This window comes from Algoriphagus halophilus, assembly GCF_041729275.1.
Lineage (GTDB): Bacteria > Bacteroidota > Bacteroidia > Cytophagales > Cyclobacteriaceae > Algoriphagus > Algoriphagus halophilus_A.
This window is the reverse complement of record NZ_CP146486.1, coordinates 308,732-330,669: the sequence shown is the minus strand read 5'-3', so window position 1 is coordinate 330,669 and position 21,938 is coordinate 308,732. Positions and strand designations below refer to the sequence as shown.

23 protein-coding genes are annotated in these 21,938 nt (G+C 39.6%); 16 read left to right on the top strand and 7 right to left on the bottom strand.

Features of this window, described 5'->3' with window-relative positions; all coding sequences use genetic code 11:
* Positions 1-240: 240 nt before the first annotated feature.
* The 3 genes from V8V91_RS01745 to V8V91_RS01735 are packed head-to-tail and all read right to left on the bottom strand — an operon-like array spanning position 241 to position 3,300.
* Positions 241-933: a hypothetical protein gene (locus V8V91_RS01745; RefSeq protein ID WP_373398491.1), complete on the bottom strand. Its 693-nt coding sequence runs from the start codon at positions 931-933 to the stop codon at positions 241-243.
* Positions 930-2,528 carry a WD40/YVTN/BNR-like repeat-containing protein gene (locus V8V91_RS01740; RefSeq protein WP_373398490.1) on the bottom strand — a complete coding sequence of 533 codons (1,599 nt, stop codon included), beginning with the start codon at positions 2,526-2,528 and terminating at the stop codon, positions 930-932. Before V8V91_RS01740 ends, V8V91_RS01745 begins: the two co-directional genes overlap by 4 nt.
* Complete coding sequence (locus V8V91_RS01735) at positions 2,479-3,300, bottom strand: WD40/YVTN/BNR-like repeat-containing protein (RefSeq protein WP_373398489.1); 822 nt, start codon at positions 3,298-3,300, stop codon at positions 2,479-2,481. Before V8V91_RS01735 ends, V8V91_RS01740 begins: the two co-directional genes overlap by 50 nt.
* A 716-nt stretch (positions 3,301-4,016) precedes the next feature.
* Here V8V91_RS01735 and V8V91_RS01730 point away from each other — a divergent pair.
* The 9 genes from V8V91_RS01730 (at position 4,017) to V8V91_RS01690 (ending at position 11,424) form a co-directional block, all read left to right on the top strand.
* Positions 4,017-4,229, top strand: a complete 213-nt coding sequence (locus V8V91_RS01730) for a hypothetical protein (RefSeq protein ID WP_373398488.1) — start codon at positions 4,017-4,019, stop codon at positions 4,227-4,229.
* 20 nt (positions 4,230-4,249) lie between these two features.
* Positions 4,250-5,074 carry a hypothetical protein gene (locus V8V91_RS01725; protein ID WP_373398487.1) on the top strand — a complete coding sequence of 275 codons (825 nt, stop codon included), beginning with the start codon at positions 4,250-4,252 and terminating at the stop codon, positions 5,072-5,074.
* A gap of 8 nt (positions 5,075-5,082) precedes the next feature.
* A complete protein-coding gene (locus tag V8V91_RS01720; RefSeq protein WP_373398486.1) occupies positions 5,083-5,451 on the top strand; it encodes a hypothetical protein in 369 nt (122 codons plus the stop codon).
* Entirely contained in the window at positions 5,448-6,434 is a 987-nt protein-coding gene (locus V8V91_RS01715; protein ID WP_373398485.1) for an alkaline phosphatase family protein, read from the top strand. The genes V8V91_RS01720 and V8V91_RS01715 overlap by 4 nt, the downstream gene beginning before the upstream one ends.
* Entirely contained in the window at positions 6,326-7,000 is a 675-nt protein-coding gene (locus V8V91_RS01710) for an alkaline phosphatase family protein (protein ID WP_373398484.1), read from the top strand. Before V8V91_RS01715 ends, V8V91_RS01710 begins: the two co-directional genes overlap by 109 nt.
* Before the next feature lie 33 nt (positions 7,001-7,033).
* The gene (locus tag V8V91_RS01705; RefSeq protein ID WP_373398483.1) at positions 7,034-7,255 is read left to right on the top strand and encodes a hypothetical protein; all 222 of its coding nucleotides are present in this window, start codon (positions 7,034-7,036) and stop codon (positions 7,253-7,255) included.
* Positions 7,192-7,467: a hypothetical protein gene (locus V8V91_RS01700; protein ID WP_373400847.1), complete on the top strand. Its 276-nt coding sequence runs from the start codon at positions 7,192-7,194 to the stop codon at positions 7,465-7,467. The genes V8V91_RS01705 and V8V91_RS01700 overlap by 64 nt, the downstream gene beginning before the upstream one ends.
* Positions 7,468-7,526: 59 nt before the next feature.
* Positions 7,527-9,092 (top strand): 2Fe-2S iron-sulfur cluster-binding protein, encoded by a 1,566-nt coding sequence (locus V8V91_RS01695; protein WP_373398482.1) that lies wholly within the window; start codon positions 7,527-7,529, stop codon positions 9,090-9,092.
* A gap of 109 nt (positions 9,093-9,201) precedes the next feature.
* Positions 9,202-11,424 carry a molybdopterin cofactor-binding domain-containing protein gene (locus V8V91_RS01690; protein ID WP_373398481.1) on the top strand — a complete coding sequence of 741 codons (2,223 nt, stop codon included), beginning with the start codon at positions 9,202-9,204 and terminating at the stop codon, positions 11,422-11,424.
* Here V8V91_RS01690 and V8V91_RS01685 read toward each other — a convergent pair.
* Positions 11,396-11,539 (bottom strand): hypothetical protein, encoded by a 144-nt coding sequence (locus tag V8V91_RS01685; protein ID WP_373398480.1) that lies wholly within the window; start codon positions 11,537-11,539, stop codon positions 11,396-11,398. The two genes, V8V91_RS01690 and V8V91_RS01685, sit on opposite strands and share 29 nt — an antisense overlap.
* Before the next feature lie 225 nt (positions 11,540-11,764).
* Between V8V91_RS01685 and V8V91_RS01680 the strand changes: the two genes are divergently transcribed.
* The 3 genes from V8V91_RS01680 to V8V91_RS01670 all read left to right on the top strand — a co-directional run bounded on the left by V8V91_RS01680 (position 11,765) and on the right by V8V91_RS01670 (position 16,818).
* A complete protein-coding gene (locus tag V8V91_RS01680) occupies positions 11,765-13,789 on the top strand; it encodes a M13 family metallopeptidase (RefSeq protein ID WP_373398479.1) in 2,025 nt (674 codons plus the stop codon).
* Between the two features lie 207 nt (positions 13,790-13,996).
* Positions 13,997-15,373, top strand: coding sequence for a hypothetical protein (locus V8V91_RS01675; RefSeq protein WP_373398478.1), 1,377 nt, complete (start codon positions 13,997-13,999; stop codon positions 15,371-15,373).
* 8 nt (positions 15,374-15,381) lie between these two features.
* Entirely contained in the window at positions 15,382-16,818 is a 1,437-nt protein-coding gene (locus V8V91_RS01670; RefSeq protein ID WP_373398477.1) for a hypothetical protein, read from the top strand.
* 108 nt (positions 16,819-16,926) lie between these two features.
* Here the strand turns inward: V8V91_RS01670 and V8V91_RS01665 are convergent, their stop codons facing one another.
* Together V8V91_RS01665 and V8V91_RS01660 are read right to left on the bottom strand one after the other, a co-directional pair.
* A complete protein-coding gene (locus V8V91_RS01665) occupies positions 16,927-17,214 on the bottom strand; it encodes a M20/M25/M40 family metallo-hydrolase (protein ID WP_373398476.1) in 288 nt (95 codons plus the stop codon).
* Entirely contained in the window at positions 17,211-18,362 is a 1,152-nt protein-coding gene (locus V8V91_RS01660; RefSeq protein WP_373398475.1) for a M20/M25/M40 family metallo-hydrolase, read from the bottom strand. Before V8V91_RS01660 ends, V8V91_RS01665 begins: the two co-directional genes overlap by 4 nt.
* Before the next feature lie 165 nt (positions 18,363-18,527).
* On the opposite strand from V8V91_RS01660, the gene V8V91_RS01655 reads away from it, so the two are divergent.
* The 3 genes from V8V91_RS01655 to V8V91_RS01645 all read left to right on the top strand — a co-directional run bounded on the left by V8V91_RS01655 (position 18,528) and on the right by V8V91_RS01645 (position 20,119).
* Positions 18,528-19,187, top strand: coding sequence for a hypothetical protein (locus V8V91_RS01655; protein WP_373398474.1), 660 nt, complete (start codon positions 18,528-18,530; stop codon positions 19,185-19,187).
* 14 nt (positions 19,188-19,201) lie between these two features.
* Positions 19,202-19,357, top strand: coding sequence for a LytTR family transcriptional regulator DNA-binding domain-containing protein (locus tag V8V91_RS01650; protein ID WP_373398473.1), 156 nt, complete (start codon positions 19,202-19,204; stop codon positions 19,355-19,357).
* A gap of 96 nt (positions 19,358-19,453) precedes the next feature.
* Positions 19,454-20,119, top strand: coding sequence for a ubiquinol cytochrome C oxidoreductase (locus V8V91_RS01645; RefSeq protein ID WP_373398472.1), 666 nt, complete (start codon positions 19,454-19,456; stop codon positions 20,117-20,119).
* 69 nt (positions 20,120-20,188) lie between these two features.
* On the opposite strand, the gene V8V91_RS01640 is transcribed toward V8V91_RS01645, so the two are convergent.
* A complete protein-coding gene (locus tag V8V91_RS01640) occupies positions 20,189-21,034 on the bottom strand; it encodes an SDR family oxidoreductase (RefSeq protein WP_373398471.1) in 846 nt (281 codons plus the stop codon).
* A gap of 178 nt (positions 21,035-21,212) precedes the next feature.
* On the opposite strand from V8V91_RS01640, the gene V8V91_RS01635 reads away from it, so the two are divergent.
* Positions 21,213-21,911 (top strand): DUF4369 domain-containing protein, encoded by a 699-nt coding sequence (locus V8V91_RS01635; RefSeq protein ID WP_373398470.1) that lies wholly within the window; start codon positions 21,213-21,215, stop codon positions 21,909-21,911.
* Positions 21,912-21,938: the final 27 nt, after the last annotated feature.

Here is a 21,938-nt window from a genome sequence, read left to right as displayed (position 1 = left end):
TCGTGATACTTATTCAAACTCAAATTCAAGGTATTGAGTTCTGACCATTTTAAAATAGGTATCACTTAGTTTTACTCTTTCAAAAATAAAATAAGAGCTTGCCTCAATAGATTTTGGATTAAATCAAATCGTAGGACGTTTACAAACTAAAAAATGCCACATTTTAATCCCGAACAAAAGTCAAGATCTTCCATGTGACATTTTTCTAGATGCCCTATTTTTAAGGCAATAAATCATGTGTTACTTTTTATCTAAACTGATTTTTTCAGGTAAGACTTCATTTAATTTTTTAAACTCCCCATTTAGGATGTCATTCAATTTAGATAAATGCCCTTCCAATTCACCAGAAAGCTCCTCAAAAACCACATAGGATGCATCGGTAGGTTTAGCCTGACCAGATTCCACACTTCTTTGTAATGAAGCCAAACGGTTATTCAATTTGATTGGGAAGTTTAAAGGATCCTGCCCAGATTGATTTTGTACTTGATAAAGGTCTTCTTCAATCACTCTCATTTTCGAAAGTACATCTTCTATTTGAGCTTTTAATTTGGCATTTGCTTTCACCTCCTTGGCCTGAGCTCTAATGTCCCGGATCAAAATAACAGCCTCATTGGCCTCAGACACTTTATCTCTGATCGCCATTGCCAAGTCAAACTGTTCTTGGATATCTGCAGCTGTTACCCCCTCGAGATTTGGGTCCATTTCCAGTTTAAAGGAGGTGTTTTTTTCTACATCTCCAGTTTTCAAGGTGACATTATACTCTCCGATAGGGGCCATAGGACCTCTTTGTGGGCGTGCAGACCAAATGATCATTCCATCAAATACGGTTGCCCCTGGATACCGCATATTCCACGTAAAAGTATTTAATCCTTCTTTTAAGCCTGGATTACTTCTACCTTCTTTTCCTTTGGTTCCAGTATAGGTATTGATCAAATTCCCTCCGCATCTTTAATTTCAATGGTCACTGATTCTGCCTCTTCTGGTAAATAATATTGAATTGCAGCATCGTAAACACCTCTTATTGGATTGGCAGGTTTAAATAAAGCCACTTCATTTTTAGCGCTTACTTCAACTGCTTCCCTTAAAGGTCTAATATCATCCAAGATCCAGAACCCACGGCCATGAGAACCCAACACCACATCGTCATTTTTCAAAACCAGATCTCTAATAGGGGTATCGGGCAAATTCAACTGAAGAGACTGCCAATTTGCTCCATCATTAAATGATACATACACGCCATGCTCCGTAGCCAAATACAAAAGCCCAGGCTTTTCTAAATCCTCGCGAATGGCTCTGGCGAAATGACCATCTTCAATTCCATCGATGATTTTAGTCCAAGTCTTTCCATAATCCTTGGTTTTGAACACATAGGGCTGTCGATCATCTACCTGATACCTATTTGCCGCCAAATACAAGGTGCCCGGCTGGAACTTACCTTCATCAATGATGCTGATTCTGGAAAACTTTGGTAAATCCGAAGGGGTAATATCCACCCAGTTTTTCCCTGCATCTTGAGTGATATGAACTTTCCCATCATCAGATCCTGCCCAAATCGTATTGACATCATGCATGGATGGGGCTAAAGCAAAGACTGTTGCATAGATCTCCGGACCATTCATATCCATGGTAATTACGCCTCCTGTTTTACCTAAAGTTTCAGGGTCAGCATACGTTAAATCCGGACTGATCTTTTCCCAAGTTTGACCGTCATTGGTGGTTTTCCATACATGTTGAGAGGTGGTATACATAATCGATGGATCCAATGGAGAAAACATGATCGGGAATGTCCACTGCCATCTTTCAGGCAGGGCAGAAGCCGGTTCGCCCGAGAAGAATCTTGGATACACCTGAATATCTCTGTATTGTCCGGTTTTTCTATTATAGCGCGTCAATAGTGCTCCCTGGGAACCAGCATAAAAAACATCCGGATCAGTTGGGCTTTGAGTAATCCATCCACTTTCTCCTCCACCAACGGCATAATGATAGCCGTGTCCAGGACCTCTGCCTAACATATGATTCCATCCTTCCGAAGGCATTGCCAAAGTACTGTTGTCCTGCTGTGCACCAGCTACATGATAAGGAACATCGGAAGTGGTCATAACATGGTAAAATTGGGAAGTCGGATAATCTTCCTCTGTCCAAGTTTTACCTCCATTGATACTCACTACCCCTCCACCATCATTGGAGCTGATCATACGCATGGGATCATTTGGATCGATCCATAAGTCATGATTATCACCATGTGGAACCGTAATTTCCACATCAAACGTTTCACCTCCATCAGTGGATTTCCAAAAATCAACATTCAATCCATAAACTGTATTCCTGTCAATAGGGTCTGCATAGATTCTAGAATAGTAAAAAGCCCTTTGTCTTAGCTTTCTTTCATCGTTTACCTTTTTCCAAGTCTGACCGGCATCATCTGACCGGAATACTCCTCCTTCATTCGCTTCCACAATTGCCCAAACACGATTGGGATCAGCGGGGGAGACAGTAACTCCAATTTTTCCAATTGGACCTTCGGGCATCCGGTTCCGAAGTCAAATCTGTCCAAGTATCTCCTCCATCCGTTGATTTCCATAGTTTGGAGTCTGGTCCACCTCCCCACATTTTCCAGGCTTTTCGGTACACCTGCCATGTAGAGGCGTACAAGACATCAGGATTGGTCCGATCTATTATTAAATCAGCTGCTCCTGCTTTATCACTTACATATAGGACTTTCTCCCAATTGTTTCCTCCATCCGTGGAACGAAAAACACCTCTTTCCTCATTTTCTCCATAGGGATGTCCCAATGCAGCTACATATACAATATCAGGATTGGTGGGATGGACTCTAATTCGTGAAATCGCTTGCGTTTCTTTTAGGCCTAAATGTCTCCAAGTTTCGCCTCCATCAGTGGTTTTATAAACCCCATCTCCTTGGGTGATACTTCCTCTCAACTGGGTTTCTCCTCCTCCAATGTATACAACGTCAGGGTTAGTTTCAGCCACGGCAACTGCCCCAATACTAGAAGAAGAAATTTTTCCATCAGTGACAGGAAACCATTCATTTCCACCATCTACGGTTTTCCATAATCCTCCACCGGTAGCTCCAAAATAATATTCATTCTTTCTCCCTGGACTTCCAGAGGCCCCTAAAGATCTTCCTCCACGATCTGGGCCAATATTCCGCCAACTATAACTACTATAAAATGAGGGATCTACTGGAGTAGATTGATCTTGCGCGAATACTTCATGATCAGTAAACGCTAATCCAAGGCATATCATGAATACCCGGATTGATTGGTAATTGTATTTCATAAAGGTTGATGGTTTTGTCAAAAATTAAAGTACAAAAAGTTCAAGAAAGCTCTGAATAGACTTTTTTGGACGGTTGATATGGCATTCTAAAAAGTTGGGGAAGTCATAAAAAAATTGATCGGCGAAAAAACCACGAAAAAAGTGAAAACAAGCCTCTCCGTTTAGTCAACGTTTGATTCTCCACTTAAAACCAACGTAAATAAACCAGCTAATTATTAAAGTTAAACCATTACAAAGTTTATCTTGTTATCTAATTGTAATCACCTGCAATATGATGATTATGAAATAAATGAGTTAATAGAAATTCGTGAAAACCAGATCTAGATTAGGTCTGGTTTTTTATTGAAAAGAATGGTACACGTTGGATTTAGTAAGGGGCATGAATAAATCAAACCTGTGATTTTATAGAAGTTTGAATCTTCATTCAAAAAAATGAGGAATTATTTAACCTATTTTTTCAAAGAATAATTGGCCTTTTAAACTCCTTCCAAAACAACTGATCTTACTTTCAAGAACACCAAAAACCTGTTCATATCAATGAAAAAGAAGTTGGATCAGAGGAGCATTTTTAAAGTTCAGTAAAAAACCATTTTCCCATGTCATAATCTAGAATTTGATTCAGGAGTAATTGTTTAAAACCCTAAGATTTAAGGATTTAAAATTTTATATTGATTTATACTTTTCAATTTTTTTTTACCCCTTAACCCAATTTTAAAATGCATACCATCAATTTTATGAAACAGGGAAAAGTCTGGATTGGCTTTTCCTTGATGCTATTTATCATGCAATCTTGTTCGGTCTCGACTAGTTCAAATACGGAAGGAAATGACGCCGTCAAATTTGTCAACAACAATTTTCCTGACTTTGGAAAGATGCTTAGTCCCGAGGAATTTTCACGCAATACCCGGGAGAAAAAGTATTTGAGTTGAGTCAGAATTATCCTTTAACCATGCCCGATGAATCTCAACTTCCCGAGTTTTTGAATATTCCTTTTGATGAAGACGAACATTGGATGGAATACATCAATGCAGTAAGGGACTATTCTTTTGAAGGAATGATCGAGGTGGATTTTGTTGCTCAAAAGAGTAAAGTGAGAAGTTGGTACCATATGCCTTGGATGCATTGGGGGCCACAAGGTTCGGAAGGTTTTCATGGTTTGGCAAAGGAAGCTGAAGTTGGTCCCTATCAATTGGGCCCGAATCAAACCGAATCCCATCAAACCTACGCCTTGGGTTTTTACAATGAATTTGCAGGGTACACGTTAGCCCAGATGTGGAAAGATGGAGACAATCCAAACGCATATGCCACACAAGCTCCCAATGGCTTCCCTGTGGGGACAGTCATTTTTAAACTACTTTTTACAGATGCAGATGAAACAGATGCAGATTATTTGGTGAACCCCATGACATGGAATGCATACATTACCCCAACCTGGAATAATGGGTTAGACACTGGAAGAATTGTGAAGCCCATGCATTTAATACAAATGGATGTAATGGTCAGAGATCCAAGAGCAGACCAATATGGCACTGGTTGGGTCTTTGGCACCTTTTGCTACAACGGAAAGCTAAATAATGGAAAAGAAGGCTCTATGCGAGCTGAAAATTTGGTTCCTGTTGGAATTCAGTTTGGAAATGACCCTCAGGATACCACCAATTTCATCAACCCATATCCTGTCAAAAGAACCATTATCAATCCTAATTTAAAGCAAACCAAGATCAATCCTGATTCTACCCAGTTGCCACCACAGCATTTAGGCTGGGGGGAAGATTAGATGGCCCTGTGGATTTAAACACATCTTCCTGCATGTCTTGTCATGCTACTGCTGAATTTCCACAAGTAGCTCCGTTGGTTCCAAAAGAAGCCTTTATTGGAGACACCAATGCCATGGGACAATTGACAAAACTGACGGAAACACAAGCAGAGGCATTCAGAAAATATTTCCAAAATTTAAGATGTGCCACCCCTTACACTGACAATGCCACATCCTGTGATTTCTCTCTGCAGGTTTCACTTGCCCTTGGATATTTTACGGAATGGAAAGACGAAGATGTAGCAGGTTATTGGACCAGTGAATACGAACGATTACCGGTAATGATGAACCGTGACGGATCCCCAAAAGTAGAACCAAATGACCCCCAACAACCATGAGCCAATATTTAGAAGAACAAAAAGAAAGATTACAAAATAACATCAATCATATCGTGGTTTTGATGCTGGAAAATAGATCTTTTGACAACTTATTGGGTTGGTTGTACTATGACGAAAAGCCTTGTAATAACCAGGAATTTGAAGGGTTAAATGATGGTCTTTGGAACCCATTAGATAACATCGATTCAGATGGTATTCCATTTATCGAAAAAGTGGGAGTAGAGCAGAATGGGGAGAAAAAGTATAAATACGGAAAAGAGGTAGATAATCCCGTGAATTTTTGCCTTCCAGATCCAGATCCAGGAGAAGGCTTTAAAGACACCAATTACCAACTATTTAGCTTCTACCAGGTAGCTGAGAACTATACCCCAGCTCCCGTCAATATGGGCTTTGTTCAAAATTACCAAAATGCCATGTTGTATGGAACATATAGCTTTGGTGACAACCCTACTAATCCGCGGGATATCATGAAGTGTTACACACCTGCACAGACTCCAGTGCTATCTGGATTGGCTAAAGGTTTTGCAGTTTGTGATCAATATCATTGTTCAGTCCCAAGTCAAACCTTGCCAAATCGAAGTTTTGTCCATGCAGCTACCTCTGGGGGAAATGTCAACAATTCTCCCAATGCTTTTTGTGATCAGAAAACCATTTATAATCAGATCCAAGAGGCCATTGATAATCAAAAGCGAACCGATTTAAGCTGGGGGATTTTTGGAAACAATTTAATGCCAACCTCTGAGCGAAAGAAAGAGTCAGATGCGGCAGGAGAGTTTGAAAATGATTACTTCTCCCTAACCAGACTCTGCATGACTGAATTACATGATTCAAAATACGATTCCAATTTTGGAACATTGGATCAATTTATTCAGAAATGTCAGGAAGGAAATATACCAAGTTATTCATTTTTAGAGCCAACCTATGGGGAGATAATCAAAATGATCAACACCCACCAAATGATATCAGACCTGGGGAGCAATTAATTGCTGAGGTCTACCAGGCAATCAAAAACTCGAAGGTATTTGATTCCACCTTACTGATCATTACCTATGATGAACATGGAGGATGTTATGATCATGTAGCACCTCCCGGAGAAGCCAAAAACCCTGATCCAACGAATACTCCAGGACAAGATGGCTTCCTTTTTAATCGATTTGGTGTGAGGGTTCCCTGTGTATTAATCAACCCTTACATTTCAGAAGGGCTTATTGCCAGACCCAGTGGCTACGTTCCTTATGACCATACCTCCATTATCAAGACCGTTCAGGAATGCTTTCAATTAGAAGGAAACTTAACAGAACGCGATAAAGCAGCACCAAGCTTATCAGGAGTCTTGACACTTTCAAAGGCAAGAACTGATTTTCCTGAGGTAACTCCTTTGGCTTGGGATACAAAAGTCGATGTATCTCATGTAAATGATTTACATAGAACCATGGCCAAAATAGTGAAGGACCTGAGTGGTATTCCTCCAAAAGAACAGGAAAGTACCCTCACTTACCTTCAGAAGAATTTCAAGAAACTTTTTATCACAAGACCGGCAAGTTCTTAAACCGCTAGAGCTTCCTTTTTAACATTCAATACCATGAACAATAGCGTTTCATTTTTCCTCAATGGAGAAGAAGTTACCATTAACAACCCAAAACCTGACTTGCTCTTATTGGATTATTTACGATCCAATGAAGTAGGACTAACTGGAGCCAAAAAGGATGTGGCCAAGGGGGGTGTGGTGCTTGTACTGTCATTTTATCTACCTGGAATGAAAAAAAGCAGGCAGCCGAACACAAGTCAATTAATTCCTGTCTAAGGCCGGTTTGTGCCTTGGGAGGGATGGCTATCACCACTATTGAAGGTACAGGAGGTATTAAAAGACCAGAAAACAAACATTTGACTTTTACACCTTCTTCCTCAAGGGGAGCCTCCAATTTAGCTGTCACACCCCTCCAACCTGGAATAAAAACAAAGCGGAGCTACTTGACTCTAGTACAAGTAGAAAGGAAAAAGTTAGGCAGCAGCTAGCATCAATTTCAACGAAATCCATCTCATCCAAATGTTTATCTGAGCAGGAAAATCAAGATTTGCATGAGGGGATAAACCCAGTCGCCCACCGCTTGGCAATCAACAATGGAACTCAATGTGGGTATTGCACGGTGGGATTTGTCATGAATATGTCGGCATTTTTAGCAGAAAACCCTTCGCCTACAAAAAAGGAAATTGAATCAATTTTCGATGGGAATATTTGCCGATGTACGGGATACAGATCTATCCTTACTGGAATGAAAACTTTTGCCTCTGATTGGAGTGCAGAAGATGAGGCCCAACGAATGAAGTGCTTAACGGAGGAGAAATGTCACCAAGTACTTGTTCATGAGTCCATCAATATCCCATTTCCAAGAGCTGCAAGGATGGCATTGCCACCTATTTCTATCCTAAACTCCACCCAGAAATGGCTTAGCCCAGAGACTTTGGATGAGTTGAAAGATATTTTGAGAAAAAACCCGCCTGATACCACCCGAATCGTTTTTGGAAATACCTCCTTTGGGGTATATGCTGAAGAGTTCCCCAAGTTCAAATTATTCGTGGATATCAAATTAATTCCTGAACTATATGGGATTTCCAAAAGTGAGAAAGGAATTGAAGTAGGTGCTTCCACCACATACTCTGAACTATTAACCTATTTAGACCTGCTCATTAAAAAAGAAAAATTAGTTCCAACTTCTAGAATAGGAGCTATTCAATATATGGTCCATAGAACAGCTGGAATGATCGTTAGAAATGCGGCATCTATTGCAGGCAATACCATGCTTGAATTAAAACATATTCAAAGTGGCCCACCTTTTCCATCGGATTTATTTACGGCGCTCTTTGGAACGGATTCTGACATCAGGATTCTAAAGGTGAAGTCAGGCAAAGAATCCCTTATCAAGATTTCAGCTTTGATTCAGCAAGTATTAAAAGCACCTGAAATGGTACACGATCTAATCATTTTGGGATATTTTATTCCTTTTGGAAATGCAAATGAGGTAACCTTATCTCAGAAAGTGGCGCTGAGAGAAGTGAATTCCCATTCTATTGTTAACAATTGTACCAGGATAGAACTTGACCAGAATTTAAAAGTAAAAGAAGTTTCCATCGTATATGCTGGAATTGCCCCTGTTGCTTGGAAAGCTTCTAGTTCAGAACAATGGTTAAAGGGCAAGACCTTAGACTTAGACCTGTTACCCAAATTGACTGTAATCCTAAGAAGAGAAGTTCAAAAGGAGTTGAATCAATGGGAAAATCATGGAAGATATGAGTCCATTCCATCCGAGGGCTTTACCGATGAGTACAAAACCAACTTGGCAATTTCATTTCTATATAAAGCAGTAATCAGGACCCTTTTAGAAAAATCAACCCAAGGGGTGCCAACTGACCTTTCATCAGCAGGAAAGATTAATTGGGGAAACTGGGGTTTAAGTAATGGGATTCAATCCTATCAAATTCAGGACTTTAAGAAACCTATTTCTCAACCATACATCAAGTTAATGGCCTTTCATCAAGCCATGGGACAAGTACATTATACGCATGAGATCTCACTTCCTCCCGTGGGTAAGAATGCTGCATTTATTCAATCTAAAAATCCCTTGGCAACTATCATTTTATAAATCCTTACTCGAAAGAGAATATTAATGAAGAAGTTTTGGAACGTATTCTCAGGAATAAATTTCCTTCCTTTTTTAAACTGATCAATTCAAAGGATATCCCTGTTGGGGAATGAACCTACAGGGGATGGCTTTTGATCAACCTATTTTTGCGACAGAAAACATTCTTTATCCTGGACAAGTCATTGCCATGGTCATCGCACAAACAGAGCAAGATGCTATTGAAATCGCAGAATATGCCTCTTGTAAATGCGTAGGTTATTCTCCTATCACCTGGCAAAATGAAGGAAAAGATCAATGGGATAAAAGTTGGGAAGAGCCCATTGTTTCTATTGAGGACGCCATTAAAAAAGGCAGCATTTTTCCAGACTGTCCAAGTACAGCCTCCTTCGTTTCTCATATATGGAAAATCACCAGACCCGGTACGGAGCTTTACTGGGTAAATTTGAGCAAGGACCCTTTGGATAAATCCCCAAATTTAAGAAAAGAGAAAATAGATGGGGCTTCCTGCCTAGTAGTAGAAAACACCCAGATTTCGGGAGAACAAGTCCATTTTTATATGGAAACTCAAGCCTGCGTAGCTTTTCCAGAAGATGATGACCAAATCTTAGTTCATCCCTCTTCCCAAAGTCCCATGGAAATGCACCAAACAGTCGCAAGTACCTTGGCTGCAGAGCATAATAAAGTGAATGTGGACATCAGACAATTAGGAGGAGGGTATGGAGGAAAGACTGAGCAAGCAAAATTTGTTGCAGCTCCAGTGGCAGTAGCGGCCCATGTACTGAATAGACCAATCCGACTGGCAATGAAGCGGGAACATGATACTGCGATGATTGGAAAGCGTCATGGATATTATGGTCAGTACCAAATTGCTGTAGATCAGGGCAATTTACGGGAAGAGGACCGGGGGATCATCAGAGGCTTGCATCTAAAGATCTGGGCAGACGGAGGAGCATTTTATGATTGTTCCTATATCGTATCCAACTGTGTTCAATTACGAATTGACAATGCCTACAAGGTCAAAAATTTCGAAAGTCAATTAGATGTATGTAGAACCAATAAAGCTCCTAATACGGCCATGAGAGCCTTTGGAGATATTCAAGGCAAACTCATTTTAGAAAATGCGATTGATGATGGTGCATTCTCTATCGGAATGGATCCTGTGGAATTTAGAAGGAAAAACATGTATGTAAGAGGGGATGTCACACCATTTGGACAGGCCCTTTCCTATTGCTACATGCGGGATGTCTGGAAATATGTGGAAGAAAAAAGCAATTACCGGAAAAAGCTCAAAGAGGTCAATGCATTCAATAAAGCCAATAAATGGAAGAAAAGAGGCGTGTATATGATTCCGGTAAAATACGGTTCCGGTTATAATTTGGTCATGATCGAGCAGGCAGCAGCAATTGTTTCGGTGTATTCTGGAGATGGAAGTGTTTCTATCAATCAAGGAGGAGTAGATATGGGGCAGGGTATGATGACCAAAGTTGAACAAGTAGCCGCATACGTGCTGAATATTCCTATGGAGTTAATTCAAATACACAGTCCAACTACCAAAAGCATTCCCAATCCCACAAGTACCGGAGGTTCTACCGGAACTGCCTATAATGGAGAAGCAGTGAAGCAAGCTTGTGAGAAAATGCGAAGTAGAATTACCGAATTTGGCTACAAGCTCTTAAAAGACCATGGAGAAGATTGGTGTAAAGAACAGGGAATTGACTTTTGGAATCATGGCAAAGCAGGTTGGTCTGCTTCCATAAAAAGACCCATCGATCAACATCCTAAATTAATTTGGCAAAATCTGGTGGCTTTGGCCTATCAATATCGGATAGACTTAATAGCATCATTTACAGCACCGATTCCCGGAGGAACCACTCCAATTCCTGCCATGACCTTCAAACCAAACGGTGAAAACAAGGCGATCCCAGGAATTGATTTAGCCAAGGTCCCAAGTACAGCTGGGGTGGTGGACTCCTTTGTAGGGTTTACATTTTCTGCCGCCTGCTCGGAGGTAGAGGTAGATATTCTCACTGGAGAGGTAAAGATTTTAAAATCTGATATTGTTTTTGATATGGGATGGAGTTTAAACCCTGCCATTGACATAGGTCAGGTAGAAGGAGCATTTGTACAAGGAGTGGGATATGTATTGACAGAAAAATTGGTCTTTGAACCTAAAGGAGAGGAAAAAGGAAGGTTAAATACCCTAAACACCTGGACCTATAAGCCACCGGCGATCACCACCATCCCATTGGAAATGAATACTTATTTGTATCCAAGATCCAACTCTTCAGAAGTGCCTGAAAATCCTAATGGGCTTTTTCATCTAAAGAAGTAGGGGAGCCTCCTTTGGTGTTGGCCACCAGTGTATTCTTTGCAATCAAATCAGCCATTCGAGCTTCTAGATTGGAACGAGGTCTGTCTGGGTATTTTAAATTTGATGCTCCAGCCACGGTTCAAGAAGTTAGTAGGGTATTGGAAGTAAAGAAAAAGACTTCAAATAATATGAATCAATTTCGATCTAAGGCCTCTTCAGTATTATATTGTTGGGGCCTTTTTTATTTTAAAAGATTTCCAAATAGATCCTCCATTCAAAAGTTATTTTTCTTTATGTAAAAGGGAATTGCATCCTGCTCATTTTCAGCTAAATTTCTTGACTTAAAAAGACCACCATCCTTATGAAAAAAATCTTTTACGCTTCTCTGGCTCTTCTGGCAGCTTGTACCACTGGTCCTGACATGAAAGAAGAGCAAGTTCGGGAGCATTTTATCAAAGTAGATGAAATCAATCCTGCCATTCGTCCAGGGGATAATTTCTTCATGCATGTCAATGGAACTTGGTATGATACCGTCAAGATAGCTGATGATCAAGTAGGAGTAGGTTCCTATTCCTTTTTAAATATTCCCCAAAAACAGTTATTGGAAAATATTTTAACTGAAGTATCAAAAGAAGAGCATCCCAAGGGGAGTATTGAACAAAAAGTAGGGGATTTTTACGCCTCTGGAATGGATACAGCTGCCATTAATACGAGAGGCTATGAACCCATTATTCCAATTTTAGAACAAATTGAGGCCATCAGCAGCCTTTCCGACTTACACCAATTTGTATCTTCTGAATTGAAGTCAAATAATCAAACCCTAATTGGGTTAAGAATATCGCCAGATGATGAGAACAGTAGCATCAACATTGTTCATCTTAGCCAAACAGGTATAGGCTTACCTGACAGGGATTACTACTTCAATACTGATTCCTCCACCATTGGTATTCAAAAGGCATATCAACATTACCTGGCCACCCTATTCCAATTGACTGGTAGTACAGAAACAGAGGCTACTAATTCCGCTGAAAAGACTTATGAGCTGGAGAAATCCTTGGCAGAATCCCATAAAACTAGAATCCAGCGCAGAGTTGTAAAAGAAAACTACCATAAGTTGTCTGTGGATGCTATTGAAAAAGAAAATCCAAAAATTGGTCTACCAGCAATTCTAACGGAGTTAGGTCTTCCTGCAGATTCTGTAGACGTTAGGCAACCAGCCTATTACGAACGGTTGAACAGCTTGCTTGCATCAGTTCCATTGGAGGATTGGAAAACCTATTTAAAAGCAAGCACCTTGGTTAACTATGCAGATATCTTAAGTACTCCTTTCGAAAATGCAGCTTTTGAATATTCGAAGGTTGTTTCTGGACAATCCACTCAATTGACTCGAGCACAACAAATGGTACAGAAAGTGGACAGACAGTTGGGTTTTGACTTGGGACAATTATATGTCAAAAGATACTTCAATGAAGATGCAAAACAACGTGTATTAACATTGGTCAATAACTTGCAAAAGGCTTTTGAGAATAGAATCAACAAGCTGGATTGGATGAGTGATAGTACCAAAACCCAAGCAAAAGAAAAATTGTATTCCATTACCAAAAAGATCGGTTACCCTGATGAATGGAGAGAATACAACGTCTCTATTGATAAAACCAAATACTTCGAAAATGTAATAGCCCTTAGAAAAGATGAAAGTCAATACCAGTTGGCAAAATTCGGAAAAGCCCCTAATAGGGCAGAATGGGGCACTACACCTAGCACTGTTACAGCTTATTACAATCCTTCTTTAAACGAGATCGTCTTTCCGGCAGGGATTCTTCAATACCCTTATTTTGACTTTTATGCAGATGATGCCGTGAACTACGGAGGAATAGGGATGGTGATTGGACACGAATTGACTCATGCTTTTGATGACCAAGGTTCCCAATTTGATAAAGATGGAAATGTGAAAAATTGGTGGACTACAGAAGACTATGAAAAATTCAAAGCCAAAACGCAGCAATTGATCGACCGCTATGATTCATTTACAGTATTGGATTCTGTTCACATTAAAGGAGCCATGACCATTGGAGAAAATACAGCAGACAATGGAGGAATATATATTGCTTATGATGCATTTAAACTCACAGAACAAGGGCAGGACACCACCAGGATAGATGGGTATACCCCGGATCAACGATTCTGTTTATCTATTGCCAATATTTGGAGAGTAAAAGTGCGGGATGAGTATATGAGGACTTATGTCAATACCAATTCCCATTCACCTGCAATGTGGAGAGTCAACGGTCCACTTATGAATTTTGAACCTTTCTATCAAGCTTTTGATATTCAACCTGGTGACAAAAACTTTAAACCAATGGAGGAAAGGATTAAAATCTGGTAAGTCGAAAAATAGATTTATTGTCTTTAAGCGAACTCCTATTAATTATGAGTTCGCTTTTTTTGGATTCACCCAAAATTATGGGGGTAAATAGCAAGAATTTGCCTGGTAACTTTTCTTATTTTTTCGATTTTCGAATGCATTCTTTTTGAAAATTCTTTTGGAATTAACTAGACATAGCTTTCTTTGTTAAAACCCATTTTTCATCAAATGAAAATTAGCCTTAAAATACTACCTAGCCTTTTCTTAATAGGAACCTTCTTTATTTTTCAATCCGCGCATTCCCAAACGGATTGGCTTTTGGATAATTCATCTTACAAAGCAAAAATTATTGAGGGATCAGGAGAATTGGAACTTACGAATGGTTTGGTAACACGAGTGATTAAAATCTCTCCAAATGCAGCAACCATTCGACTGGATAATTTAACAAGTGGGGAATCTTATCTAAGAGGAGTAAAACCAGAGGCAGAAATTCAGATCAACGGGGTTAATTATGAAGTAGGAGGTTTGAAAGGACAGCCTAACTATGCCTTTTTAAAGGAGGAATGGATTAAGAATCTCCATAATTCCAACGCAGCTATGCAATTTGATGGCTACGAAATCCTGGTAACAGAAACTCCATTTGAATGGGCTAAAGTGCGCTATGGGGATTCGGATAGACCTTGGCCTCCAAAAGGGGTTCACCTTCGATTGGATTTCAAACTACCTGAACAAAACAAGTTGTTAGAATCTGATGACCCTCTTCCAAGTTTTCTTGGCAAGGAAAAAATCTATTCCACTGAATTCAATGAACTAGACCCAACTTGGAGCACTCATGAATCTATTTCACATCCAAGATCCTCATTTGAAAATGAGGGAAAAATGGGTGAGATCTACACCCTTCAAAACACCGCAGTATATGTAGAGCGGAAATTGGAAGAGGATACCAAAATCATTGAAGCCACATTTAGTACTGGTACCGATCAATCCAAAGAATATGGTCCTGGGATCACCTTGGTATGGCCTGATCAAACTATCAAATTTTTCTTAAAACCGGGCGGAAATAACTTTGATGATGGAATTCCTATGTTTGGACTTTGGAACGGCAAAGAACAAATCAGGGCTGCTGGTGGAAGACAAAAATTGGACCTTTCTACCCCTTGGTCTTTGAGATTTCGAATCACTGAGGAAGCAGTGTATTGTGAAGCCAAACCAAAAAATGGTGTCTGGATGACCATTGAAACCCTACCTGCTTTTTCAAGTATGCCAACCCATGTTAGGATTGGAAAAAGTGATGGAAAAGGAAATGCACAGGATGCGGATGAATTAGGAGAATTGGTTCGGCTACAAGTCCTTGATTTTGCACTATATGGTTCAATAGATCAATCTGTAAAAAACAGCTTACAACCTGGAGATGTAACGGTATCCGTGCATTACGAATTGTATGATGGTATCCCCGTATTCGGAAAGTGGATCACTGTCAAAAATCAAAGTGCAAAGGATATCAATCTAGATGAATTTACCAGTGAGATCATCGCTGCAGTAGAATATGAATCCAAAGTTGAAGTAAGAGAAAATACAGTTTTTAAAAACCCAATATTCATGTAGAAACGGATATGGCGTTTGCTAGTATGTCAGCCGATGATGCAAATGCACATTTGGTAAAATGGTTACCGGATCCTGACTATTCTACTCAAGTAAACTACCTAAGACAGACCCCTAGCTTATTGAAGGTCAGCCCTGAATATGGTCCAGATCAAACCATTAGCCCAGGAGAGGAATTTACTTCTTTCCGAACATTTGTGTTACCTCATGATAGTTATGATCGGGAAAGGAAAGGTCTTGCGATGAGGAGGATGTATAAAACTCTTGCCCCTTGGACTACAGAAAATCCCTTGATGATGCATGCTCGATTTGCAGATTGGGAACGTGTGAAAACAGCCATTGATCAAGCTGCAGAAGTGGGATTTGAAATGGTCATTTTGACTTTTGGAAGTGGATTTAACATAGAAGACGATAGCGAGGAGTATCTTGCAGAAATGAAGCGATACGCGGATTATGCCAAAAGTATGGGAGTAGAAATAGGAGGCTATTCCTTGCTCGCTTCCAGAAGTATCGATGCTTCAATTGATGTGGTCATGCCAGAGGGGATGAGGCCTACTTTTGGAAACTCTCCTTGTATTGAAAGTGAATGGGGACAAGCCTACTTCCGGAAGCTATATAATTTTTATGAGAAATCGGGTTTTACCTTATTGGAACATGATGGTTCTTATCCTGGAGATGTATGTGCTTCAGAAGATCATCCCGGACACAAGGGATTAAATGATAGTCGCTGGAATCAATATCGTACCATTTCCAATTTCTACAAATGGAGCCGATCAAAAGGCATATATCTGAATATTCCTGATTACTATTTCATGACTGGAGGAAGTAAAATTGCGATGGGATACCGGGAGGTAAACTGGAGTCTGCCAAGAAATGAGCAATTGGTTCATGCCCGTCAAAATATTTATGATGGTACCTGGGAGAAGACTTCCACCATGGGTTGGATGTTTGTTCCCTTAACCGAATATCACGGAGGTGGAGAAGCTGCTACCATCGAACCATTAAACGAACATTTGGCACATTACGAAATGATGATGGCCAGTAATTTAGGTGCAGGTGTTCAGGCCTGTTATCGAGGACCTCGACTTTTTGACACAGAAGAAACCAAAAACATGGTGAAAGGCATGGTGGATTGGTACAAGGAGCATCGTCAGGTGTTGGAAGGAGATATCATCCATTTAAAAAGAGCTACTGGGAACGATCTGGATTATTGGTTGAATGTTAATCCTTCAGGAGAAGAGAAAGGCATGCTGATGGTTTATAACCCTACCAATCATGAGATTACCAAAAAGATAAAAGTTCCTCTCTATTATGCAGGACTTACTGATCAAACTAAAGTGACTACTAAGTCCGGAGAATCTACTAATCTCCGTCTTAACCGTGATTTTTCTGTGGAAATTGAAGTGACTGTTCCAGGAAATGGTGATTCTTGGGTTTTGTTTCAATAGAAAATAGAATACGATTTAAAGAGACTCTAGGCACTAATTCTAGATGCTAGTACCATCGGTTAACACCTATCTCTTTAAATCGTATCTGCGCTTTTTTCAAGCTTACGATCAACCGAACTTCTTCATCAGCTGGTAAGTAAACTGAACAATTTCTTTGTAATTCTCTTTAGAGATTTTCTCATCAATTCCATGAAATCTTTTCATCCCATCCGGTGAAATACGAATAGGGTAGAATCTATAAACTCCTTCAGAAATTCCATAAAAATAACGGGCATCGGTACCTCCGCCAATTAATCCAGGAACAACTACTGTTTCAGGAAATACCGAACGAATAGTGGCTTCCAAGAACTTATAGGCTTCCGAATCAATGCTGGAAGAAGGAGAGGGGTTGGTCAAAAACCTACAGGCTCCACCCGTACTTTATCGCTTACGATAGATTCAATATGAGCTTGAACAGATTCAATGGTCTCTCCTGGTAATATCCTAAAATTAATAGTCGCCTCAGCCACAGTAGGTATCACGTTGTTTTTTACTCCTCCATCAATGATGGTCGGTGCTGTCGTAGTATGGGAATTAAGTCCTCGTAAAATAGGACCTTGCAATAACCAAGGATTGGCAAAAGCAAGCTTTTGCATGAAGGGCAATTCTGGACCTAAATAGTCCAATTGGTATTGAACCGGTTCCACCATTCGGTAAGGCAATTGGTTATTTTCCAAATCCACAATAGACTGAGCCAAAATACCAATGGTGTTTTCTCGAGGAGGAGCAGAGCTGTGTCCTCCTGTCGTCTCCACAATCAACCGAAAAGAAGCGAACCCTTTTTCTGCCACATTGATCATGGATACGGGCTGATCCACACCGGGAACCATTCCTTCGGTAATCATTCCTCCTTCATCCAACGTAAATGCAGCTGAGATTCCTTGTTGTTCAAAGTATTCAGCAATTTTTGCAGCACCTTTTCCACCTCCTACTTCCTCATCATGACCGAATGCAAAATAGATCGTCTGGGAAGGCTTAAATCCTTCCTTGATAAGCATCTCTGCACTTTCCAATAACGCAACCAAAGAAGATTTATCATCTAAGGTACCTCGACCAATAATATGATCTGCTGTAATTCTTCCTTCAAATGGAGGGGCTTCCCACATTTCCATAGTTGGTACGTCTACTGGAACCACGTCTTGATGGGACATCAGAATAATTGGTTTTTTAGTAGCGTCTGAACCTTCCCATTTATACAACAGACTGTATTGATTGATTTTGGTCAGATCCATGGTTCCATGAACTTGAGGAAAGGTTTCCGCTAAATAAGCGTGAAAACCATTGAATGCAGCAGAATCAGGAATGGCATCTTCGCTGAAAGAAATGGTTTGAAATTGGATGGCTCCGGAAAGATGATCAAAAACATCCTCAGAAATGGCTACTTCTTGAATAGGCTGAGGTGCTACTTGTTTAGAACTTAAACGAAAGGTGTTAAAGAGAAGAATAGCAATTACAATAATGGCCAAAACAAATACGGCCAAAAACAGCTTTTTTACAATTTTCATAGATGGTGGATTGCTTGTAAAGTTGATGGTTTATGGAATATAGGGATAAGCCTTAGAAAATCGCAGGATAGCCAACGAAAATCAGTATCTATTGAAAATACTGTTTCTCAACTATTTAAATACTATTCGATCAAAATTTGATATTTTCATGGGAATAGTATTTCTATGACATCCTTTTTGAACGAGCAGTTTTTCCAATTGAGTAAGCGTGAAAAATTTTACGCTATTCTAGCCACAAGCCTATTTTTCAGCTTGTTTATGCTGTTTTTTCAACCCTTTGGCGTTAATAACTATGACCCTAAGGAGGAGGTAACACCACTTTTTACCATCACCATGTTCGGCCTGGGAGTATTGGTTTGTATCATATTGTTAATAAACGAGTTTGTGCTTTACCCTATAATTTTTAAAAATGAAGTTTATAAATGGCACATCCTTCTTTGGTTACTCTGGACAAATGTATACACAGCTACCTTTATTTTTTTAGCCTACAACTATTTAGGAAATTGGCATGACTTCCATTGGAAAAGCTGGTTTGAATTTATTGGAAACTTCACCACTGTTAGCATCATCCCTTTAGTAGCCATTTATTTCTATGCAAAAATACAGCAGGTCCAACATCGCTCAGAGACTTCCATCGATCATGAAAAAGAGGGAATAAAAATCATTCAAATTCCTTCAGAAAACCAAAGTGAGATTAAGTCCTTTGCTTTGGAAAGCCTACTTTATCTGGAACCCGAAGACAATTATGTGGCAATACATTATTTACATCAGGGAAAAGAAGAGAAAACATTGGTAAGAACTACATTGAAAAAATTGAAGACCTAAACCTTCATCCTGCATTGGTTCGATGTCATCGTTCCTATACCATTAATCTTTTCCATTTAGCAAATTATGAAGGGAATAATCAGCAAGGGATGATCAAGTTGGACCATGTTGCAAAGTCGATTCCAGTATCACGATCCTATGCTTCCAACTTATTGTTACAATTAAAATAAGTCATTGAACCCAAATACCAGAATTTCACCCCAAAGGTGTCAAATACTGTAACGAGGAAGGATTTTTTCCGGTCCAAGAGAAAAAACATATCTCTTATGAAAAATCTACCAGCATTTCGAACACCTAACATTTGGACGAATGTCCTGTCTTTGTTTATTTCTCTCACGTTTATGATCGTGTGGCTTCCTTTTATCAGATCACTATTTGATGGAACATCCTATGCTTGGGGGACAAATTATTTCGGTCTAACAATAAATGGGGCAGGAGTCACTCCATCCTTCATTTTCCTCATTCTCCAAATGAGTCTATATGCCGCGGTCATTTTTGGACTTTATCGCATGAAAAACAGAAAACTATATGGAGGCTTGCTGGGTATTTGGTGGCTCAATGTATTTGGCAACTTGCTATTCGACATCCTAAAAAATGGAGACACGATGTTTCATGGGGACACCATGAATGTTCATGTATCCATCACTACCATTGTATTACCTCTTGCCATCCTTGCCCTTTTATTGATCATCATGGTTTTTAGGACAGAGGGAAAAGAAACATTTATTCCATGGACTAAAAAGAACAGAACCTTGCTTTATTTGTTTTTAGGAATGTTACCTATCCTATTTATATTGCTTGCTACGGGCACGACTAGCGGTACCAGCGACCAAATCGGCGTCCTATTGGCTATCACCCAATGTTTTTATATCCCATATATTTTTAGGCCATATGGATATAAAAATGTTCTTGAAACCTCTTTTATAAAATAAGCTTATCAATTAGCATCGTGGTTCTGAATGAACAAGAATCACGATGCTTTTGAATTGATTTTCATGAAATCATTTTCCTATCCCTAACTTCCTTTTGAAAGTCCTTAATTTTTTCAACGGATGATTTCTAATAAACCTACGTAGCAACCAAGGTGAAAAGCGATTAAGCCAAAGCGTAAAACCTTCTGCACCTCCCACATAAAATTCCTCCTTGCCTTGTTGAATTGCAGTAATCATTTTTTTGACTGCCTTTTCTACTGGATAGGCATTTTTAAAAGCTGTTTCCACTTTTCCATAATTTTCACCTTGCCCTAATACAGCATGAGCCGTGATATCTGTCTGAATAATTCCAGGAATAATCAACGTAATTCCAATACCAGAATCTACTAACTCACTTCTTAAGGATTCATAAAATCCATGTAACGCATGTTTTGGTGCAGCATATGCAGCTAATTTTGGAACGCCATATTTCCCGGATAAACTACTGATTACCACTATCTGTCCATGGCCTTGTTCTTTAAATTGGGGTAATAATAATTTACTTAAGGTAATAGGACCCAAATAATTGATATTCATTAGTTTTTGATCAATTTCCAAAGCAGTATTTCTTACAAAATCCCGGACTGCTATACCAGCATTGTTCACAAGAATATCCACTCGTCCAAAATAGGACAGAGCCTTTTGAACCTTTTCTGGGAGTTCAGACAGGTTTTCTAAATCAAGAGGAAGAACTTTTGCCGAACCAGGATTTCTAGGCAGTTGGGCATTGACCCTCTTTAATTTCCCCACATTTCTAGCTGAAATAATCAATTGGGCCCCCAGCTTCGAAAATTGATAACACATCTCTTCCCCAATCCCAGAGGATGCTCCGGTAATCCAAATTACTTTTCCCTGAAAATGTGAATTCGATTTCATCCTTTGGATTAATTCACCACAAATTACTGATGTTCAGTTAAATATAAGAAAACCCTAAGATCTAGCCCCATTCTATTACCAATCCTAAAGCGTATGTCCGAATATACATCCACACCAGAGTAATCTACATTCATTAATACATGTGCCGATGGGATCAGCCAGATTTGAAGAAAAAAAGATGAAGTCTTTCAAATTATTGTTGGCAACAATCCTACTTCTATTAATCGGAGCTATCAGCTATGGACAATCTGGATTTCAGGTGAATGGGAAGGTTAAGGGCCTTCAGGCAGATTCATTGTCAGTGCTGCATTTTGATACACCTTCTGCACCAAGATTTGAAAAAATCCCTGCCTTTAACGGTGATTTTCATTTCTCTGGAAAAGCTGAGTTCCCCTATTTTGTTCAGATAATTTACCTGACAGAAGATGGTACGAATAGAAAGCTGACTGAATTTATGCTGGAGAATTCTAACCTCTTGATTGTAGGAGAAACAGCTCATTTTGATAGCATACGGGTGGTCGGTTCCTCATCCGATATTATCCTCAAATCTTACCTGGAAGAGGACAAAGTGCTCCTGAAACATTGGGATGAATTAAAAGAGATCTATGATCAATCGAAGGAATCAGGAGACCATTCTACCGCTGGAATTATTGCTAAAAAATTAAATCAGATCACGGAAGTTGACCGGAAAGCACTTTTAAAAGCGTATGTAGAAAGGCATAAAGAGCAAATGATAGCCGCCTTACTCCCGAATTTTTGCCTACTCTCTGATCAATTGACTCCTGATGATTATTTAGATCTATATGCTTCCCTTTCAATTCCTATCCAGCAATCCATCTACGGGCAGGAATTATTACTCAAATCCAAATTAAAATAAAAACCATATTTTCACAGAAGTTCAGCT

Excerpts from the sequence above, each read along its gene's own strand:
- V8V91_RS01635 (WP_373398470.1), top strand. The coding sequence starts at position 21,213 with ATGAAGTCTTTCAAATTATTGTTGGCAACAATCCTACTTCTATTAATC.
- V8V91_RS01670 (WP_373398477.1), top strand. The coding sequence starts at position 15,382 with ATGGCGTTTGCTAGTATGTCAGCCGATGATGCAAATGCACATTTGGTA.
- V8V91_RS01680 (WP_373398479.1), top strand. The coding sequence starts at position 11,765 with ATGAAAAAAATCTTTTACGCTTCTCTGGCTCTTCTGGCAGCTTGTACC.
- V8V91_RS01725 (WP_373398487.1), top strand. The coding sequence starts at position 4,250 with ATGCCCGATGAATCTCAACTTCCCGAGTTTTTGAATATTCCTTTTGAT.
- V8V91_RS01710 (WP_373398484.1), top strand. The coding sequence starts at position 6,326 with ATGTCAGGAAGGAAATATACCAAGTTATTCATTTTTAGAGCCAACCTA.
- V8V91_RS01645 (WP_373398472.1), top strand. The coding sequence starts at position 19,454 with ATGAAAAATCTACCAGCATTTCGAACACCTAACATTTGGACGAATGTC.
- V8V91_RS01730 (WP_373398488.1), top strand. The coding sequence starts at position 4,017 with ATGCATACCATCAATTTTATGAAACAGGGAAAAGTCTGGATTGGCTTT.
- V8V91_RS01660 (WP_373398475.1), bottom strand. The coding sequence starts at position 18,362 with ATGAAAATTGTAAAAAAGCTGTTTTTGGCCGTATTTGTTTTGGCCATT.
- V8V91_RS01735 (WP_373398489.1), bottom strand. The coding sequence starts at position 3,300 with ATGAAATACAATTACCAATCAATCCGGGTATTCATGATATGCCTTGGA.
- V8V91_RS01655 (WP_373398474.1), top strand. The coding sequence starts at position 18,528 with ATGACATCCTTTTTGAACGAGCAGTTTTTCCAATTGAGTAAGCGTGAA.
- V8V91_RS01705 (WP_373398483.1), top strand. The coding sequence starts at position 7,034 with ATGAACAATAGCGTTTCATTTTTCCTCAATGGAGAAGAAGTTACCATT.
- V8V91_RS01640 (WP_373398471.1), bottom strand. The coding sequence starts at position 21,034 with ATGAAATCGAATTCACATTTTCAGGGAAAAGTAATTTGGATTACCGGA.
- V8V91_RS01715 (WP_373398485.1), top strand. The coding sequence starts at position 5,448 with ATGAGCCAATATTTAGAAGAACAAAAAGAAAGATTACAAAATAACATC.
- V8V91_RS01690 (WP_373398481.1), top strand. The coding sequence starts at position 9,202 with ATGAACCTACAGGGGATGGCTTTTGATCAACCTATTTTTGCGACAGAA.
- V8V91_RS01675 (WP_373398478.1), top strand. The coding sequence starts at position 13,997 with ATGAAAATTAGCCTTAAAATACTACCTAGCCTTTTCTTAATAGGAACC.
- V8V91_RS01740 (WP_373398490.1), bottom strand. The coding sequence starts at position 2,528 with ATGCCCGAAGGTCCAATTGGAAAAATTGGAGTTACTGTCTCCCCCGCT.